The 18,763-nt window shown below is 69.0% G+C and carries 11 protein-coding genes; 2 read left to right on the top strand and 9 right to left on the bottom strand.

Translation table 11 applies throughout. From position 1 onward, the window contains the following. Window positions 1–476: 476 nt before the first annotated feature. Both HCC78_RS17150 and HCC78_RS17155 read left to right on the top strand, forming a co-directional pair. Window positions 477–1,115: a DUF938 domain-containing protein gene (locus tag HCC78_RS17150; protein WP_172330020.1), complete on the top strand. Its 639-nt coding sequence runs from the start codon at window positions 477–479 to the stop codon at window positions 1,113–1,115. A 97-nt stretch (window positions 1,116–1,212) separates the two neighbouring features. Beyond that, window positions 1,213–2,409, top strand: a complete 1,197-nt coding sequence (locus HCC78_RS17155; protein ID WP_172330021.1) for a winged helix-turn-helix domain-containing protein — start codon at window positions 1,213–1,215, stop codon at window positions 2,407–2,409. Between the two features lie 473 nt (window positions 2,410–2,882). On the opposite strand, the gene HCC78_RS17160 is transcribed toward HCC78_RS17155, so the two are convergent. The 9 genes from HCC78_RS17160 to HCC78_RS17205 all read right to left on the bottom strand — a co-directional run bounded on the left by HCC78_RS17160 (window position 2,883) and on the right by HCC78_RS17205 (window position 18,763). Continuing rightward, the gene (locus HCC78_RS17160) at window positions 2,883–5,969 is read right to left on the bottom strand and encodes a hybrid sensor histidine kinase/response regulator (protein WP_172330022.1); all 3,087 of its coding nucleotides are present in this window, start codon (window positions 5,967–5,969) and stop codon (window positions 2,883–2,885) included. Further along, window positions 5,966–6,910, bottom strand: a complete 945-nt coding sequence (locus HCC78_RS17165; RefSeq protein WP_172330023.1) for a response regulator — start codon at window positions 6,908–6,910, stop codon at window positions 5,966–5,968. Before HCC78_RS17165 ends, HCC78_RS17160 begins: the two co-directional genes overlap by 4 nt. A 5-nt stretch (window positions 6,911–6,915) precedes the next feature. Continuing rightward, window positions 6,916–8,310 carry an HlyD family type I secretion periplasmic adaptor subunit gene (locus HCC78_RS17170; RefSeq protein WP_172330024.1) on the bottom strand — a complete coding sequence of 465 codons (1,395 nt, stop codon included), beginning with the start codon at window positions 8,308–8,310 and terminating at the stop codon, window positions 6,916–6,918. Beyond that, window positions 8,310–10,451: a peptidase domain-containing ABC transporter gene (locus HCC78_RS17175; RefSeq protein ID WP_172330025.1), complete on the bottom strand. Its 2,142-nt coding sequence runs from the start codon at window positions 10,449–10,451 to the stop codon at window positions 8,310–8,312. The genes HCC78_RS17170 and HCC78_RS17175 overlap by 1 nt, the downstream gene beginning before the upstream one ends. A gap of 59 nt (window positions 10,452–10,510) precedes the next feature. After that, the gene (locus tag HCC78_RS17180) at window positions 10,511–12,139 is read right to left on the bottom strand and encodes an ABC transporter transmembrane domain-containing protein (protein ID WP_172330026.1); all 1,629 of its coding nucleotides are present in this window, start codon (window positions 12,137–12,139) and stop codon (window positions 10,511–10,513) included. Between the two features lie 69 nt (window positions 12,140–12,208). Beyond that, entirely contained in the window at window positions 12,209–13,618 is a 1,410-nt protein-coding gene (locus HCC78_RS17185; protein ID WP_172330027.1) for a hypothetical protein, read from the bottom strand. A 1,429-nt stretch (window positions 13,619–15,047) separates the two neighbouring features. Continuing rightward, the gene (locus HCC78_RS17195; protein WP_172330028.1) at window positions 15,048–16,493 is read right to left on the bottom strand and encodes an aldehyde dehydrogenase; all 1,446 of its coding nucleotides are present in this window, start codon (window positions 16,491–16,493) and stop codon (window positions 15,048–15,050) included. A 12-nt stretch (window positions 16,494–16,505) separates the two neighbouring features. Beyond that, the gene (locus HCC78_RS17200; protein WP_172330029.1) at window positions 16,506–17,285 is read right to left on the bottom strand and encodes a coniferyl-alcohol dehydrogenase; all 780 of its coding nucleotides are present in this window, start codon (window positions 17,283–17,285) and stop codon (window positions 16,506–16,508) included. A gap of 5 nt (window positions 17,286–17,290) precedes the next feature. After that, window positions 17,291–18,763, bottom strand: a complete 1,473-nt coding sequence (locus tag HCC78_RS17205; protein WP_172330030.1) for an NAD(P)/FAD-dependent oxidoreductase — start codon at window positions 18,761–18,763, stop codon at window positions 17,291–17,293.

The raw sequence follows: 18,763 nt of genomic DNA on the forward strand, positions 1-18,763 counted from the left end.
CCGGATCGGCCGCCCGGGGGCGATCGAGGGGCGCCCGAAATCGGCATGGAGCACCTCGAACCCGGCATCGAGGCTGGCGGGTGCGTTCGCCATGGGCCTCGGACCGGTGGCGGCGCCATGGCTCGCTTGGCGACCTGCCGGATCTTCCGCAGCGGATGCTGCGCCGGGACGCGCGTCTCCGGATCGGCATGGCTGGACAGCGATCCGCCCGTCCCGTCTGCACTGCGCATGCCTGTCTCCGCCGCTGCTCCGCAGCGGGTGAATCATGTTCTGGAACCGGCGTCGAGATACGACTATTTCAGCAGCCTGGTAGACATCCGGGTTCCGCATTCGGGTGCCTCCGGACGCCGGATCCCGGCCGGGCCCAAGCGGACCGGCGATCCGCCCGAAGCCGACCCCCGCGGCGTAAGGGGAAATCTTGCCGATACCGCTCCGGACGGCTGGACGCGGCCGTCTAGGGCTGGCAGCCTCCCGCCATGGCACGACATATTTTCCAAGAGGCGGCAGACGCACCCGATGGCCGCCGGATCGCCGCGGCAGCCCTGCGCAACGCCGGTCCCCTCATCGAGGCCCTGCGGACGAGGCTGCCCGCGCAGGGGAGGGTCCTCGAAGTGGCGAGCGGAACCGGACAGCATGCAGTGGCCTTTGCCGAGGCGTTCCCGGCGCTGGATTGGGTGCCCTCCGACATCGATCCCGGCCAGCGCGGCAGCATCGAGGCCTGGCGCCGGGCGAGCGGCGCGGCGAACTTCGCTGCGCCTCTTGCCATCGACATCGCGGCACCATGGCCGGTCGAGACGGGGTCCGCGCAGGCAGTTCTGGCGGTCAACCTGCTTCATCTGATCCCCGAATCCGCCCTCGCGCCGCTCTTCGAAGGGGCACGCGCGGCACTGGGCGCTGGGGGCAGGGCGATTGTCTACGGTCCGTTCCTGCGCGCGGCCGGCTACGCATCGGACGGGGACCGGGACTTCGACGCTGTTCTGCGTGCCCGCGATCCGTCGATCGGCTACAAGTCGCTCGAGGCCGTTTCCGGCGCGGCCGCCTCGGCCGGGTTCGATCCGGTCGCAATCGACGCAATGCCGGCGAACAACCTTCTGCTCACCTTCGCCGCGTCGTGAGCGGGCCGGAAACCCCGGAAAGCGCTCCGGTCCCGATGCGCCTTGCCGCCACGAAGATGCGGAGACAATCAGCGCCTTGCCGGAGATTCCGCGCAACATGACCCGCCCGTTCCTCGACAACAAGCGTGCACGGCGCCTGTTCCTGGACCGGCACCTGCTCCTGCGTCCCGGGACAGGACCCGGCCGGGGCACCGATCTCGGCGGCGTGCTGCACGATCTCGGCTTCGTCCAGGTCGACAGCGTCAATACGCTCGCCCGCGCCCATGACCTCATCTTGTGGTCGCGCCGCGCAAGGTACCGGCCGGAGGCGCTCGGACAGCTGGTCTCGCGCCGCCGCTCTGCCTTCGAGCACTGGACTCATGACGCTGCCGTCATGCCGATGCAGTTCTATCCGATGTGGCGGCTGAAATTCGCCCGCGACGAAGCGCGGATGCGGGCGCGCTGGCCGCGGGCGCGCCGCTCAGGCTGGGAGGCGGAGCTCGATGCCGTGCGCCGCCATGTCTCCGATCAGGGCGCCACCTGTTCGGGCGACCTCGGCGGCGGCGAAGCGAAGCCGTCTTCCGGCTGGTGGGACTGGCATCCGTCCAAGACGGCCCTCGAATTCCTGTGGCGGTCCGGGCAGCTGGCAGTGTCGCACCGCCAGGGATTCCGGAAATTCTACGACCTGGCCGAGCGGGTGATCCCGGCGGAGCGCCTGGCCGAGCGCAGAGACGATGCCGAAATCGTCGACTGGGCCATGTCGGAGGCGCTGGACAGGCTGGGTTTCGGCACCAGCGGAGAGCTGGCCGCCTTCTTCGACATCGCCACGCGGGACGAGGCGAAAGCCTGGTGCGGCGAGGCGCTTGCGGCAGGACGCATCCTCGAGGCGGAGATCGGAACGGCGGACGGAGACCGCCGCCGCAGCTTCACGACCGCGGCCGCGCTAGATGAGGCATCCTCGCTGCCGGAACCGTCGTCGCGGGTGCGGCTGCTGTCGCCCTTCGACCCGGCGTTGCGCGACCGGAGCCGTGCGGAACGGCTGTTCGGCTTCCGATACCGGATCGAGATCTTCGTCCCCGAAGCCCGGCGGCAATACGGCTACTACGTCTTTCCCGTCCTGCAGGGCGACGGCCTGATCGGCCGCATCGATGCGAAGCGGACCGGCGCCAAGCTTGCCGTCCGCGCGTTCTGGCCGGAAGCGGGGCTCCGCATGGGCAAGGCGCGGACCCTTGGCCTCGAAGCGGAACTGAACCGGGTCCGGACCCTTGCCGGTGCCGAAGCCGTCGAATTCGCGGATGGATGCATGCGTGCGTAGCGGTGGCGCCCTGCCGTGCCGGCCGGCACGGTCTTTGGCTCGCGGCCGCGCAGGCCGGGAGCTGCGGCCGGGCAGGGAAGGGCGCTTGGCCGGGACGGCATCCCCCGTGCCGTTCAGGCAAGCTGAGGCAGCTGGCTCTTGTCGCGGGTGGAGGTCCAATCCGGGATTGCTTGCGGTCCGTATGTCTTCTGACCCAGGTGGAGATGGATGAAATGGCCCTGCCGACCCCGAACGAGCAGACTGTCCCGGAAGAGGACGGCGCCATGCCGAAGCCAGCGGCACCGGCGATGGTTGACCGCTCGAGATATTTCCGGCCAGTAGCGAAACGCCCCTCCGGGGGCGCTTTCCCGTCTCGGCTGATTCTAGCCCGGGAACTTTGCTGGCTGGACCTGCGGGATTAGGAAATATACATAACCCGGCCTATCGCAGCTCCGGATGAAGCTGGGTGCGCGCTTCTTTAGAGATTGCGGTTTCTAGGCCTGTTTGAGTGAGTTCAGGTAGGACCTGTAGGCTGCGGTGGCCTGGGCCAGAAGCGTGGCCACGAGGTTCATCGATGGCGCGACCTTCTTGAGCTCCGCCTCCAGTTCCACCATCAGCTCGGCCATCTCAAGCGCGCCGACCATCTTGCAGGAGCTCTTCAAGTTGTGGGAGGTCCGGCGCGCAAGGTCGAACTCCTTCGCCCCGATGTCATTCCTGAGCGACTGGATGGACGCCTGGGTCGACGAAACGAAGGAACGCAGGAACTCCGAGAAGCCATCCCCGAGAAGCGCCTTGGTCTCCAGCAGGGTCTTCCTGTCGAATGCTGCCGCCCTCCGCGGGGCGTCGTCGGCGGCAGCCTGGGAGCCAGGGTGCAGGGGAACGCCCGCTTCGGACGCGGCGCCGGGGGCGGCAGGCGGGGCCGCCGCGGGCATCATGTCGGCAGTCAGGACAAGAGCAGGCTCGGGCGGTGCGGCAGGATCCGCGGCGGCTCCTTCGGCCGGCGTCTCCGCGGGGGTGGCCAATGCGCTTCCGGCCTGCCTGGCATCCGGCCCGGCCTGCCAGCCCGGCAGCCAGTGCTGGAGTGCCTTGGCCAGCTCTTCCCGGCGCACCGGCTTGGTCATGAAATCGTCCATTCCGGCCTTCAGGCACGCCTGGCGGTCGGATGCCTGCGCATTTGCCGTGAGGGCCAGGATGGGGATCTCCGGAACGATTCCGTTCTTCATCCGGCCCCGCAGCTCTTGCGCCGCCTGCAGCCCGTCCATGACCGGCATCTGGCAGTCAAGGAAAATGATCTCCAGCCGCGGATCCGCCTCGACCGCTGCGATCGCCTCCTGGCCGTTCCAGGCCGAAGTCACCTGGCAGCCGAACCCTTCGAGCGCAGCCCGCCCATAGATCTGGTTGACCTGGTCGTCGTCGACCAGCAGCACGCGGAGCCCGTCGAAGCGCTGCTCGCGTTCCGTCTTCGGGGCCGGACGCTGGGCATTCGTCTCAGCGCGGCGGCTCAGCGCATGATAGACCCTGTCCACCACCGTCACGGCCGTATGCGGGAACTGGATGAGGAAATCGGCCATGTCCCGTTCCTTCGGTGTGACCGCGTGGCCGATCAGCCGCGAAGAGCGCAGGATGCCGATCCGCGCCGCCGCCGTTTCCCCTCCGCCGCCGCGGAACCGCTGCAGCTCGGCAGCATGGGCCGCATCGGGCACCAGGATCAGGTCGACCGGATCCCCGGCGTCCAGCGCCTGGAGCATCATGTCCTCGGCCGAGGCCAGATTGCCCGCGACGCGGACCTCGGCCCCGGCGGTCTCGATCGCGGTGACTGAGGCATGGCGCTGCGGCGACTCGGGCGCATAGAGCAGAATGTTGTGGATGCCGAGAAAGCAGGACTTCCGCCGCTGCGGACGGTTGAAATTGTCGCCGGTCAGCGTCAGCTCGAAGGAAAAGCGCGACCCTTGTCCGGGCGTGCTGGAGGCCCGCACCTGGCTGCCCATCGCCGAAACGATCTCGCGCGTGATCGACAGGCCCAGCCCGGTGCCGCCGTAGTTCCGCGTGGTCGAGATGTCGGCCTGCTGGAAGGGTTCGAAAATCGCCTCCATCCGCGCCGGGTCGATGCCGATGCCGGTGTCCTCGACGCTGAATTCGAAGACGGATTCGCCGCCGGGAAGCCGCGTCTGCAGCACCACCCCGATCGTGACCGAGCCTTCGGAGGTGAACTTGACGGCGTTCGACACGAGGTTGGTCAGCACCTGGCGCAGCTTGAGTTCGTCAACGATGACCGGAATGCAGGCCTGCATCGGCAGCGACAGGACCAGCTCGACCCCCTTGTGGGCGGCCAGCACGTTGGCGGCATTCGCCACCTCGGTGACGATCTCGCCGAGATTGGCCTCCTGCGGATCGAGCTCGATGTCCTGCGCCTCGTTCTTGGAGAAATCGAGGATCTGGTTGATCAGCGCCAGCAGCCCCTCGGCGGAGGCCCCGAGCGTCTGGGCGTATTTCGCCTGTTCTTCGTCGAGCCTGCTGCTGCGCAGCAGGTCCGCCATTCCGATGATGCCGTTCAGCGGCGTCCGCATCTCGTGGCTCATCGTCGCGAGGAAGCGCGATTTCTGGTAGTTCGACTGTTCGGCCGCTTCCGCCGCCTCCGCCGCGCGTGCCGCGGCGCGCTGGCCCAGCTGGATCTGGCGCAGGTTGAAGTACATGGTCAGGGCGAGGAAGAGGAAGCCGCCGGCTACGTAGAGCTGGGGCCTCAGCTCGCGTTCGAGGAAGTGGTCGAGGAAGGGCACCGGTGCCAGCTGGTAGTCAAGCGCCACCACCGCACCGCCGAGCAGGCCGGTGACGCGCTGCGGCTGCGGAGGCCGGGGCTGGCCGGGCTCGGGCGGCGGAACGTCCTGGAGCGGCTCCGGATCGATCGCAAATTCCGCGTCCAGCACATCCGGCGGAAGCTTCAGGTTCGCCACGAACTGGCCGGCATCGAAGGTCAGGAACAGGACGCCGCGTGCGTTCGTGCCGCCATGGCGGGAGGACGAGCCGACCGGATGCAGCGCCGTGACCAGCCCCGCGTCCCCGGAATCGGAGGCAAGCACGCCGCCGCGGACGACCCAGAGCGCGGCATCGCGCTGTTCGTCCAGCACGGCCAGGCGGTCCCGGAGCCCGCTGCCTAGCTCTGCCTGCGCCACGGAACTTCCGGGGATGCTGCCGTCGACGGCCAGAACCTGACTGTCCCTTCCCTGCGGAATCCAGCCGTAGCGCTTCACCGCATCGGCGCCGGGCTCCGGCCGCACGGCGAATTCGGCAAAGGTGGAAAGCTCGGCGGCATCGACATCGTTCGACGCCATGTAGAGGGCCTCGAGCGCGCGCAGCTGGGTCTGGAGCTGTTCCAGCGCCTTGTCGAAGCGCATGTCCGCCAGGTCCTCCACCTGGGTGCGGTCCTGTTCCAGGCGCTCCTTGTGGCTGTTGCGCAGGAAGGACGCGTCCGCCGCAATGCAGGCGATCAGGACCAGTCCGGCCAGAAGGATGACAGGACCGCCGGACGGCTTTCTCCCGGTCGCCGCGCGGGCATCTGCCGCGCCATGCTTCGCAACGCTCACCACTCGAATTCCTCCCTGGGCCTGGCGAGGCCGGCCACCTGGTTGCCGGACTCGTTGAACTTGAGTTCGTCGAAAGCCGTCGCCCTGGCGCGCAGGATGCCGCGGCCATGCGATGCAGCGGAGCGGGACATGTCGATCTGCATGTAGTCCCGCCAGTTGAATCCCGGCCCAGGATCGGTGACCGCGAGCAGGACGCCGTCGGGGCGGCGCATCACTGCCGCGGTGGCATGCTGCCCCTTCGGCAGACGGGCGGCCCGCTGCTCCAGCTCCGCGGCGAAATTCCCCTGGGCCAGGAGCGCCCCCTTGGCCTCGTAGCCGATGCGGCAGAGACCGTGCTCCACCGCGTTGGACAGCAGCGCGGCAATGCCGTCGAGTGTGCGTTCGGGATCGGGGAAATAGTTGGCGACGAACCCGGCGAGCGCCACCGCCTCCTTCGGCGTCCGGAACCGGAAGCGCACGGCATCGGTCAGGTCGAATCCCGTCGTGCTGACCCGCGCGTCCTGCAGCGCCGCTGCCTGCTGCGACTGGCGCAGGGCGGAGGACAGGACCGAGGCCAGAAGACGCGGGTCCGGCGGCTTCTCGAGATAGTAGAAAACTCCGGCCTCGATGCCCTCGCGGACCTCCTCCGGCGTGTTCGCGCCGGTCACCATGACCACGGGGATGCGCGAGAAGCGGGCGGTCTTCTTCATCTCGCCGACCGTGCGGATGCCGTCCATGCCCGGCATGTCGCGGTCCAGGAGGACAACGCGGATCTCGGGATGCGCGCCGAGCATGCGCAGGGCCTCCGCCCCGTCCGACGCCTCGAGCGGCCGGTAGCCCAGGCGGGAGGCGAGGCTCTTCATCATCAGCCGCGCGGTGGCGTTGTCGTCGACGGCAAGGACGGTGACATCGCCTGCCGCAGCCGGTGAGGCGCCGTCTCTCGGGTCAATGGCCTCGGTCATCGTCATTATTCCCGGAACGCATCCTCTAGCGCCAGCTTCACCGGCTTGAACAGGTATTCCAGAATGGTGCGGGAACCGTTAACTATCTCCGCATCCACGGGCATTCCCGGCAGCAGAGACTGCCTATCCTGGCCGTCGCTGAGCGACTGGACCTCCAGCGCGATCTCGGCGGCGTAGTAGACCTCGCCCCGCTCCGAGATCAGCGCGCCGGGCGAGACCGCCACGACTTCGCCCGGCACCTTCCCGAACCGGGTGAAGTCGAGCGCGCCGACGCGAAGCTCGGCGTGCTGGCCTGGCGACACGCGGCTGACATCCGCGGCGGGAATCCGGACGCGGGCGACCAGGCGGTCGCCTTCGGGCACGATATGGGCCACCGGCCGGCCCGCCGCGACGAAATCGCCGGGCGCCAGCCGCTCGGGCAGCTTGACCGTCCCGGCCAGGGGCGCCAGCAGGCGGCGACCGTCGATTTCCTCCCGAAGGTTGGCGATCCGGATCGCCGCCCCGGCCAAGTCGGCCCGGGTTTCCTGCAGCGTCCCGCGCGCCGCCGCGATATCCGCGCTTGCCTGGGATTCCCGCTGCGCCTCCAGCTCGCGCTGCGCTATGCGATTGCGCTGCATGCGGTCGCCGAGCGCGGCCAGCGCGGTCTCCGCATCGGTGACGTCCTGCCGTGACTCGAGGATCGCGGTATAGACCACCAGGCCCTTTTCGTGGAGCTGCTCGCGCCGTCCCAGGATGTCGCGCATGGCTGCGACCCGGCTCTGCTCGGCGATGCGCTCCTCGGCCAGGATGCTGTAATCCCGCGCATTCTGCGCGATCTGCTCGTCGGTGATCCGCTGCCGGTCGGCCAGGGAAGCCAGCATCGCGCGATAGGCTGCCCGGCCGGCGGCGACTTCTTCCGCGTCCTCGGCACCGCCGAAGCCCGCGAAATCGGGATCGCGCTCCTCGGCGAAGGCGGAAAGCCATTCCGCCCGGATGCGCAGCGACAGCTGCTGCTGCTCAGCCTGGCGCAGCTCGGCGCGCTGCGCGCGGTCGTCGAACCGGGCGATTTCCTCTCCGGCGGCCACCGTCTGCCCGGACCGCACCGACAGCGAGGCAAGCGTGCCGCCCTCGGGCAGCTGCAATTCCCGCTCGAAACCCGATGGGGTGATCTGGCCCTCCGCGCGGGCGATCTCGGGCAGCCGCGCGAAGCCGGCCCAGACGAGAAAGGCGGCAAGCATCGCCGCGATGCTCCAGATCGTCAGGCGGGATCCGACATGGTCCGGCCGCTCCTCCAGGCGCGCGGATTCGGCCAGATGGCGCAGCTGCGGCGATGTCAGCCGCTGCAGCGGGCGGGGCCGCTGCGGCACCGCCCGGAGCTGCTCCGGCACGGTTGCCGGCGGAAGGCTGCCGCGCGGCGCCATCAGCTCTGCTCCGCCATCAGCTGGTCGAGCGTGCCGATCCGGGTCCGGCTGTCGCCGGTCAGGGCCAGCACGCGGTCGGCAAGCCGCAGGAAATCGGTCCGCAGGCTGACGATCACGATGGTCTTTGCGCCGCGGTGGCGCACGATGCAGCGCTTGAGGTCCTCGGCCAGCCCGGCAAGCAGCACGGAGGACGGCCGCTCGTCGATCAGCAGGATGTTGGACGGCCGCAGCAGCGCGCGCGCCAGCGCCAGCCGCTCGTGCAGGAGCGGATTGGACGCCTGCAGCGCGGGCGGGTCGATGACCGTCCAGAGCCCCTCGGGCAGCTCTTCCACCTCGTCCCAGGCACCGGCCTCGCGCAGCGCCTCCTCGATCTCGCTGTCGCGCGCCACCGGCATGCCGAAGCGCATGTTCTCGGCGATGGTGCCGCTGAAGAAGGTCACGGTCTGCGGCATGTAGGCAATCTGGCCGCGCAGGTCATGCGGGCTGAGCTGGCGGATGTCGAAGCCGCTGAGCCGGATGCCGCCGATCTGCGGCTGCACGAGGCCCAGCACCAGCCGCATCAGGCTGGTCTTGCCGCTGCCGTTCGGGCCGGTCACGGCGATGACCTCACCGGCGCGGATGTCGAGGTTGAGCCCGGAGAAGATCAGCGGCGCCCGCGCCTCGTAGCGCAGCGCGACGTCGCTCAGCTGCAGGCTGCCGTCGAGCCGCGTCGTGGTCAGCGTGCGCGCCTCGGCATCCTCCTCGTCGTAATCCATGAGAAGGTCGATCTGGGCGATGGCGTTGCGCAGCTGCTCCAGCCGCGGCAGCATCCCGGTCAGCGCGTGGAAGGGCGCCAGCGCCCGCATCTGCAGCACCACGCAGGCAATCAGCGCCGAGGCGTTCAGGCTGCCCGCCCAGATCGCGTGGGCGCCGAAATAAAGCAGCGCCAGCACGGCGAGCCCCGCCACCAGGTGGCCGCGGATCTCGGCGCGCGAGGCGGTCAGCGACAGCCTGAGCTGCGCCATCTGCTCTCGCCCGGAGGCTTCGCGGTAGCGGTCGAGCCACTTCTCCGTCAGCCCGTCCAGCCGGATGGAGTCGAGCTTGGCGAAGGTGTCGAGCGCAAATTGCTGCATCTTCGAGCTTTCGGTCGCCGCCCGGCGGATCAGGATCGCGATCCGCGCCCTGCCCTGCAGGATCAGCACGGCATAGAGCGCGAGCGCCACCAGCGGGATCACCACCAGCTTGCCGCCGAGCAGGCCCATGAGCAGCAGCGACAGCGCTGCCATCGGCAGCTCCAGCGCCGTCGCCATCAGCGGGCCGCAGAGGAAATCGCGCACCGCCTCGAAGGTCTTGATCCGCGCCACCTGTTCCGAGATCTCGGCACGGTCGAGCAGCGAGGCCGGCAGCGCGAGAAGCTTCTCGAAGCTGGCGCAGCCGACGATGTAGTCGAGCCGCGCCATGATCCATGTCGCCACGCGCGACTTCACCCGGCGCAGCAGGTAGTCGGCCGCGACGATCAGCACCGCGCCCTTGGCGAGATGGATCAGCGGCCCGGTCTCGCCGATGCCCAGCACCCGGTCATAGATCAGCAGGATGAAGAGCGGCACCGAGAGCGCAAGGATGTTGAGGAAGACGGCCAGAAGCAGCAGGTACCGCAGCTGCGGCAGGAAACGGCGCAGGACCGTCGCGAACCATGTCCGGCCGGTGCTGGCGCGCGCTGCCTTGGAACTGGGCCGGTCGCTCTCGACGAGGCGCGAGAAGACCAGAGTCTCGGTGCGGCGGTCGGCGGCATCCGGCGGCACATGGCGCGAGCTCCTGCCGTCGAGCACCACCGGCGCGCCGTCCTCGATGTAGCACAGCCGCGCGCCGCTGCGGTATTTCAGAAGCGCCGGCAGAAGCCGGTCGTCAAGCTGCGACGGACGGCAGGTCACGCGCAGGTAGCGGAATCCGAGCGCCGCCATCGCGTTGACGAAGGCGGTCTCGTCGAAGGGCACATCGCCGCCGCCATGCAGCACCGTCGCGATCAGCGCCGGATGCACCATCGGATCGAGCTTGATCAGCAGCGCGCAGAAGCAGCGTGCCAGCGGCTCGTCCTCGGGGTGCAGCCGCCAGCCCGAGCCGCGCAGCCGCGCATAGAGCAGCTGCGTTGCAGTCTCCATCATCGACAGCGCCGCCTCCTTCGATGGAGGCGAGACGGCAGAACCCGAAAAGATTGTGGATGTCACACGCGGAGTTCTCGGTACTGGGCAACCTCTATTTTCTGCCCGGACGCTACGGCCGAAGCCGTGAAGTTTCCGTTGCCCAGCAACCATCTGTGACGGGCGAGACCGCGCAGGTTGCCGTCGGAGGTGGAAACGACCAGCGTGGCGTGGCCGCGCAGCCGAGCGAAAAGCTCGAAAAGCGCGGTGTAGCTGCGCTGGTCCAGGCCGGTATCGGCGTGGTTGAACAGGATGAGCCTTGGCCGCGGGGCAAGCGCGCGGGCCATGGCGATGCGCTGGCGCAGCCCCGGAGGGATCGGGTCGCCGCCGTCGCCGCGCAGGAACGTGTCGTAGCCGCGCGGCAGCACCGACAGGTCCTCGTCGAGCCTTAGATGGCGCGCGATGAACAGGACATCGCTGATCGAGACCGTGCCGAAGCGCGAGATATTGTCCATGATCGTGCCGCGGTAGAGCGCGGCCGATCCCTGCAGGCAAGCGACCTGTCGGGTCCGGACATGTTCCGGCACCTGCACCATCGGCACGCCGTTGAGCTCCAGCGCGCCGCTGCGGGGCGGCAGGACCCCCGCCAGCATGCGGTAGAGGGTCTCCAGGTCGGCATGGTTGCCGGCATCGACCAGAGTCATCTCCCGCGGCGCGAGTTCCAGCGTTGCCCCCCCGAGGACCACCCGCTCGCCCCGCGTGCCCGTCGGCCTGGACAGCGACACGCCGCGCAGCGCCAGCCTGCCCTCGTTCGCTGGTTCGCGTTGCGCCGGCACCGGCAGGCTGCTGCCGCGCGCCTCCAGCATGGCGTCGACCTGGCGCTTCTCGATCAGGAACTCCTGGCGGCGGTTGATCAGGCTCAGCCCCTTCTGGATCGGCGCCATCGTGCGGCCCGACAGGATCACCGAGGCGATCATCGCCCCGGCCGTGATCTGTCCGGTCACGGTCAGGAAGGCCCCGGCCATGATCAGGCTCATCACCAGGAGCGTGCCGAACGCGGTCGTCGCATCGAACAGGCCGGTCATGCGCCGCATGACGTTCATGTGCGCGAGGGTGCTGCCGTATTTCACCGTCTCGTAGCGGCGGCGCATGATCTGCTCGATCGACAGCGCCTTGACCGTTGGAAAGCCCTGGAACATCTCGACCATGGCATTCATCCTGAGCGCGTCGGAATCCTGCCGCGCCGCCCGGTCGGCGGCCAGCTTGCGCCCGGCGAACCACGAGCTGGCCGCAAAGGCGGCGATCAGCACCAGCGGCACCAGAACCAGCGGCCCCGCGATCAGCGCGATCAGCGCCAGCGACAGCGGCACCAGCAGCAGTTCGGCAAGGCTCGACATCCATTGCCCGCTGGTCATTTCGCGCATGCCCCGCACGGTGGCCAGCAGCGCGAGGTTCTCGCCGGTCCGCGGACCGGGCGCCTCGCCGAACCCGCCCCGCAGCAGCTCGCCCATGACATGGCAGCCGGCCTGGTGGGCAAAGCTGGTCCCGCGCAGGTTCAGCAGAACGGCACGGGATTGGCGCAGCATGTATTCCGCGACGAGGCAGGCGGCCGCAACGCCCAGCAGCACCGCCAGGGAGGCAGTGCTGCCATTCGGGATGAAGCGGTCATAGGTCTGGAGCACCGCCAGCGGCACGACGAGCTCCAGGAGCACGGTGCAACCCGTCGCGACAGCGATCACCCGGGACGGAGCGCGTCTTGTATGCTGGCGGATCATGGCGCCTCAGAACAAGCCGAACCCGCCGATCTTGCCCACGAGGCTGCCGCCGCCGTCGGCAGAGCCGCCCGAGATGACCGCGTCGATCCCGGAGGTCAGCCCGTCCAGCGGAACATCGCCGCCGCCGGCCGTGCCGGTCAGGCCGTCCAATGCGTCGCCCGCGAGGTCGCTGGAAAGGAACCCGCCATCGGTCTCCGCAAGGATGCTGTCCGTTCCGGACTCGCTGCTCCCGGAGAGAAGCCCCAGATCGATGCCGAGCCCTTCCTCGCTGAGCGACAGGTCGATGTCGCCCACGATCGCTTCGACGGGATCGAGCGGAACCTCGAGATCGAGCCCGCCCAGATCCGCCGCCAGGTCCCCGTCCGCCGGATCGGCCAGGTCGCCGCCGCCGAGCGACAGGTCGATGTCGCCAAGCAGCGCCTCCGCCGGATCGAGCGGAACCTCGAGATCGAGCCCGCCCAGATCCGCCGCCAGGTCCCCGTCCGCCGGGTCGGCCAGGTCGCCGCCGCCGAGCGACAGGTCGATGTCGCCAAGCAGCGCCTCCGCCGGATCGAGCGGAACCTCGAGATCGAGCCCGCCCAGATCCGCCGCCAGGTTCTCGTCCGCCGGGTCGGCCAGGTCGCCGCCGCTGAGCGACAGGTCCAGATCGCCCGGTTCCACCGCGGCAGGGTCTGCCACCGGATTACTCTCGGGGTCTCCGCTTCCCGGCGGAACATCCCCCGGAAGGAGGTCCCAAGCCGGGCCGGTGACCTCCGCGGAAGGAAGCTCGCGACCGCCCGGCAGGCCGGGGTCTTCCGGCAGCGTGTCCGCGACCTGATCCGGGCTTTCGAATGTGGTTGGCTCCTGCGGGATCTCCTCGGGGCCGGCGACCGCAGGTCCGGGGTCCGCGGGAAGCCCGTCTGCCAGCGGGGGATCCCCGGGCAGGTTGCCGCCTGGCCTCTCGGCATCGGCGACGCCCGGAGAACCGAGGTCCGGCATCGCTGGACCGAAACCGCTGGACCCGTCCGGCGCAGGCGCCTGCAGGCGCGGATCGGCTGGTTGTGCCACCGCCTGGCTTCCGTCGGGCTCCAAGGGCGCAGGCTCTCCGGCCGGCGCCGCGGGACCCGCGAAGGACGCCTGCTGCTCATACACCGCACCGGTCAGCAGCGGGCCGGTTGCAGCCCCGCTGCCGACCGGCGCGTCGGGCATCAGCCCGGAACTGTTCAGGTTCAGGTCGCGGAAGGGCGGCGGCACGGCCGTTTCCGCATCCTGCGCGAGACCGAGGCTGTCATAGCTTTCAGACGCCAGCCCTGATGGCGGGTCGAAGGCCGCCTGTCCGGCAATGGCGCCGTCGGACACGTCAATATCCTCCGCGGTGAACCGCTTCGCTTCCAGTGCGTCGGCCTTTTCCGCCAGCTCGTTCAATTGTTCGCTCATGACAGCCTCGACTCGCCACTATCCGCAGTGCCTGGAAACATATCATGAAATCCATTAAAATCAGTCGCTTGGAAAGATCATGCTTACCTTGCCGTTAACTCTGCCGCGCCTGCGCATGCATCTGCGGCGCCGACCTGGCTCTTCATGCAGGAAGCCGGCACCGCAGGTGCCGTCCCGGCGGCTTGGCCCATGGTCGCCCGCACAGGCCCAGAAACGGCGGCGGTGGCGCGGTTGGAACCGCGTTCCACTTGACGGAACCGGCAGAGATTGCGCCGGTCACCGGGGGGCCGGGCCCGCGCCGCCGGATCCTGCGGGCATGCGAACCGTGCAAGGCCGGGCCGGAAGGTCCGGACCGCGCTTCGACGGCCGCCACCGCAAGCGCGTGCGGAAGCCGGAAAGCGGCACGCCTTTGCGCCGACACTTGCGCGCGTTGCTGCGCGAATGGGCACCAGACCTGACGCGTGCCCTTCCCGGCTGGCTTCACCCGAAGGCTGAGGTGCGCTTCATGAATGAGCGGAAAGCGCCACTGGTCCGAGTGCAGCCGCGAATGATGCATGGTGTTCCACGTTCTGGTTTGGCTAGAAATGGGCGTCGCGCCTATCGGCGGGTCGAGACGGTCGGTCTCCTTGTGCCGAAGGCAGGCTGACGGCGGAATCATTCCCGACCGGGCAGGTGTTTCCAGCGCACGTACCCGGCGCGCTGAACGGTCCATTCCTCTGTCCGCTCCATCAGGACCGCGCCGGCGAGACGACGGATTGATCCCTCGTTTGGGAAGTCAGGGGGTGACTGCCACCCGTCTGCAGGAGTGCCCGGACACCGGCGCCATCGGTTCGACGCCTGATTTCGCCGTTAAGGCGCTCGATCGGGTTCGTGCCGAGCAGCTTGGTCCGGTGCCCCCTGAAAAGCGGGCCTCCCTGAAGCAGGCTTCCGAGCCAGATGAAAGATTGGATCATAGGTCGGATCGGAGCCGGTCATCCGGGCGGCAGCGCCGAAGGCAGTCATGCGCCAAGACAGAAACCGGATCACCTGATCGGGGCAGCCTACCCGCGCCAGCCGGTTCGCGAAAGACGTCAGGCATGTCCATGAATATGCCCGCCGGGCTGCCCGTGACCTGACTGGCACCGGCGCCAATGTCGAGGCACCGCGGAGGCGCAAGAAGCCCGGGATGCTCATTGCCCACGTCAAGCGCTTCCTGAAGCTCGACAGGTTGCGGCCATGGGGCCCGAACGGCACTCGCGAAGCATTCACGCGCGCCGCTGCGGCCCGGCCCCCGAGACAGATGGCAAGACGGGTCCCAATGGCGCCACCCAGCCATCGCAGAGCGGCGGCGCCAATCTGGCGTCCCTCGGCTGCAGGCCGCGAACCCCGCCTCCTTCGAAGCAAGCTCCTCCGACCGGACAGGGCAGTCCGGACGGAGGATCGGAGAGGATCAGAACGGATAGCCCTGCTTCGGGTCCTCGACAGTGATCCAGCGCAGCTCGGTGAACTCGGCCATGCCCGCCTTGCCGCCGAAACGCCCGTATCCCGAGGCCTTGGTGCCGCCGAAAGGCATTTGCGGCTCGTCCGCCACGGTCGGCCCGTTGATGTGGCAGATGCCGCTTTCCAGCCGGTTCGCCACGTCGAAGGCGCGGGTGATGTCCTGGCTGAACACCGCCGCCGACAGCCCGTATTCGGTGTCGTTCGCCACCCGGACGGCCTCGTCCGTGTCCTTCACGCGGATGATCGGCTTGACCGGGCCGAAGCTTTCCTCGGCATAGATCCGCATCTCCGCCGTGACCCCGTCCAGAAGCGTCGCGGCATGGACCGCGCCGTCGCGCGTGCCGCCCGCGACCAGCTTCGCCCCTTTCCCGGCCGCATCGGCGATCAGCGCATCCATCTTCTCGGCCGCAGCCGGCGTCACCAGAGAGCCCAGCACCACCTGGCCCCTCGGATCGCCGTGCGGCAGCGCCGCCGCCCGCGCCGCCAGCTTCTCCACGAAGGCGTCGGCCACGGCCTCGACGACGATGATCCGCTCGGTCGACATGCAGATCTGGCCCTGGTTCATGAAGGCGCCGAAGATCGCCGCGTTCACCGCGCCGTCCAGATCGGCATCCTCCAGCACGAGGAGCGGCGCCTTGCCGCCGAGCTCCAGCAGCGCGGGCTTGAGGTTCCCGCCCGCGAGCCTTCCGATGATCCGTCCCACCCCGGTCGAGCCGGTGAAGTTCACATGCCGCACGGCAGGCGCCTCGATCAGCGCGCGGACCACCTCGGCGGCATCCTCGGGCGCGTTGGAGATCACGTTGACCGCGCCGGCCGGCAGCCCCGCCTCGACCAGGCATTCGCCGATCAGCCGGTGGGTGCGCGGGCAAAGCTCCGAAGACTTCAGCACCGCGGTGTTGCCCATGGCCAGGGCCATGGCGACGGCGCGGGTGCCGAGGATCACCGGCGCGTTCCAGGGCGCGATGCCGAGGCAGACGCCGCGCGGGCGCGCGACGGCCATCGCCAGGGTGCCGGGCTTGTTCGAGGGGATCACCTCGCCGCCGCCCTGCGTGGCCATTGCGCCAGCCTCGCGCAGGATGCCTGCCGCGAGATGGACGTTGAACCCGGCCCAGACAGTCGTCGCGCCGGTTTCCTCGACCATGGCGTCGACGAAGTCCCGGCTTCTCGCCTCCATGATGTCGGCCGCCTTCATCAGGATGGCGCGGCGCGTCTCGGGGCCGGTCCTCGACCAGGCGGGAAAGGCCGCCTCTGCCGCGGCCACGGCGCGCAGCGCGTCGTCGACGTCGGCAGCGGCGGCGGTGGTCGCCAGCTGTCCGGTCACGGGATCCTGCCGCTCGAAACTGCGGCCGTCCGCTGCAGCGCTGTCCGCGCCGCCGATCAGGAGATCAAGGCTCATTGCATCCATCCTTCAGTTCAGACCGTTCGAGGTCGCCTCGATATGGGCGCGCATTCCGCCGTCAGTGGCAATGTTGACGCCGCGGAGCCAGCCGGATCCCTCCGACAGCAGGAAGCACACGACCGGCGCGATGTCGGCAGGCGTCCCGGCACGGTCCATGATCCGCATGTCTTCCTCGGCGCGCTCGCCCAGCGTCTCGAGGAAATCGGCGAGGATCGGCGTGTCGACAGGGCCGGGGCTGACCGCGTTCATGCGGATGCCTCGGCCGCGCCAGGTCCAGCGCATCCCGTGCGTCCAGGCAACCAGTGCCTGCTTGGAGAAGAAATAGCTGTTTTCCGGCGTGATGCCCTGCGCGCGGCAGAATTCGGGCACCTCCGCATGGGCCAGACCTTCGGCCGCCCTGATCTTCGCGACCTCGCCTTCCCAGCCTATCCCGGCCAGCGAGGCGAGGTTCACGATAGACGCCCCGTCGGCGAGGCTGTCGACGATCCCCAGCGTAAGCCGCTTCAGCGCCACGAGGTTGACGGTCACGACGACCTCGGGCGGCGCGGTGGGCGGCACGCCCGCGATATTCGCCAGCCCGTCCGCCTTGGCCATGGCCAGCTTGGCGACCAGCGCGTCCAGCGCCGCCCCGTCCATCAGGTCGGCCCGGTGGAAGGCGTGCAGGTCGAGCGTCGGCGGATTGCGGTCGACGCCGATCACCTTGCCGCCCTGCGCCATGACCTGCCGCGCGGTCTCGGCACCGATCCCGGAGGACACGCCGGTGACGATGATGGTTTTTCCTCCCAGCATGCCCGTCACTCCGCAGCCACCGGCGCGGGCGCCAGCGTGTATTTCTCGGGATGGAACACCCCGTTCTCGTCACGGAAGCTGTGCGCGAAATCCGGCCAGACCAGCGTCAGCCGTCCGGAACGGTCGTCGACATACCAGCTCTTGCAGCCGCCCGCGAGCCAGACGGTCCCGGCCGCCATCGCGTCGAGCGTCTCCATGTAGGCATCCTCGGCCTCGCGCGTGACCTCGATCACCTCGGCACCGGAGGCCTCGATGTGATCCAGCGCGCCCATGATGTAGTCGACCTGCGCCTCGATGATGTAGACCACCGAGTTGTGGCCGAGCCCGGTATTCGGACCGTTGATGATGAAGAGGTTCGGATAGCCCGCGCAGGCGATGGAGTCGCAGGCCTGCATCCCCTCGTCCCAGCGCGCGTCGAGGCTGCGCCCGTCGCGGCCGAAGATGCGTTTCGCGAAGGGCGGGCGCACCGCCTCGAAGCCGGTGGCGAAGACCAGGACGTCCAGTTCGTAGCCCTCGCCCGAGGCGCCATAGGCCGTGCCGCCCTCGATGCGCTTCAGCGCCGAGGCCTCCAGCGTGACATTCTCCGAGGCCATCGCCGGGTAGTAGCTGTTGGAGATCAGCAGCCGCTTGCAGCCAACCTCGTAATCCGGCGTCAGCTTCGCGCGCAGGTCCGGATCGGCAATGCCCGCCTCCAGATGGCCGAGCGCCAGCGCCTTGGCCTCGCCCAGGAAGCGCGGGATATTGCGGCGCTGCGCGAAATTGAACTCGCCCATCCAGAAGATTTCCGAGCGCATCGCCTCGATGGTTTCCGGGTCGCGGGCGCAGAGGCGGCGCTCTCCTGCGGTGAAGGCGCGGTCCCAGCGCGGGATCATGTAGGGGGCGGAGCGCTGGAACACGACCATTTCCGAGGCCCGTTTCTGCATCTCGGGGATGATCTGGATCGCCGAGGCACCGGAGCCGACCACGCCGATGCGCTTGCCCTCGAGATCTGCCGCGTGGTTCCAGTCGGCGGAGTGGAAGGCCTCGCCGGTGAAGCTCTCGAGCCCCTCGACTTCGGGCATGCGGCTGTCGGCCAGATGGCCGGTGCCCGTGATCAGGATCGGCGCGCGGAACTCGCCCGCGCTGGTCTCCACGACCCATTCGGCGGCGGCGTCATCCCAGCGGCAGGCGGTCATGTCGGTGCCGAAACGGACATGCGGGAGGATGCCCTCGTCCTCGGCGCATTTGCGGATGTAGGCTTGGATCTCGCCGCCGGGCGAGAAGACCCGGCTCCAGTCCGGGTTGGGGAGGTAGCTGTAGGAATAGAGATGCGAGGGCACGTCGCAGGCCACGCCCGGATAGTGGTTGTCGCGCCAGGTGCCGCCGACATCCTCCGCGCGCTCGATGATCAGGAAGTCGTCGCGGCCCGCGCGCTTCAGCCGGATGGCCATGCCGAGCCCGGCGAAGCCCGCGCCGATGATGATGATCTTGGGGGTCAT

Source organism: Mangrovicoccus sp. HB161399 (assembly GCF_013184745.1).
Taxonomy (GTDB): domain Bacteria; phylum Pseudomonadota; class Alphaproteobacteria; order Rhodobacterales; family Rhodobacteraceae; genus Mangrovicoccus.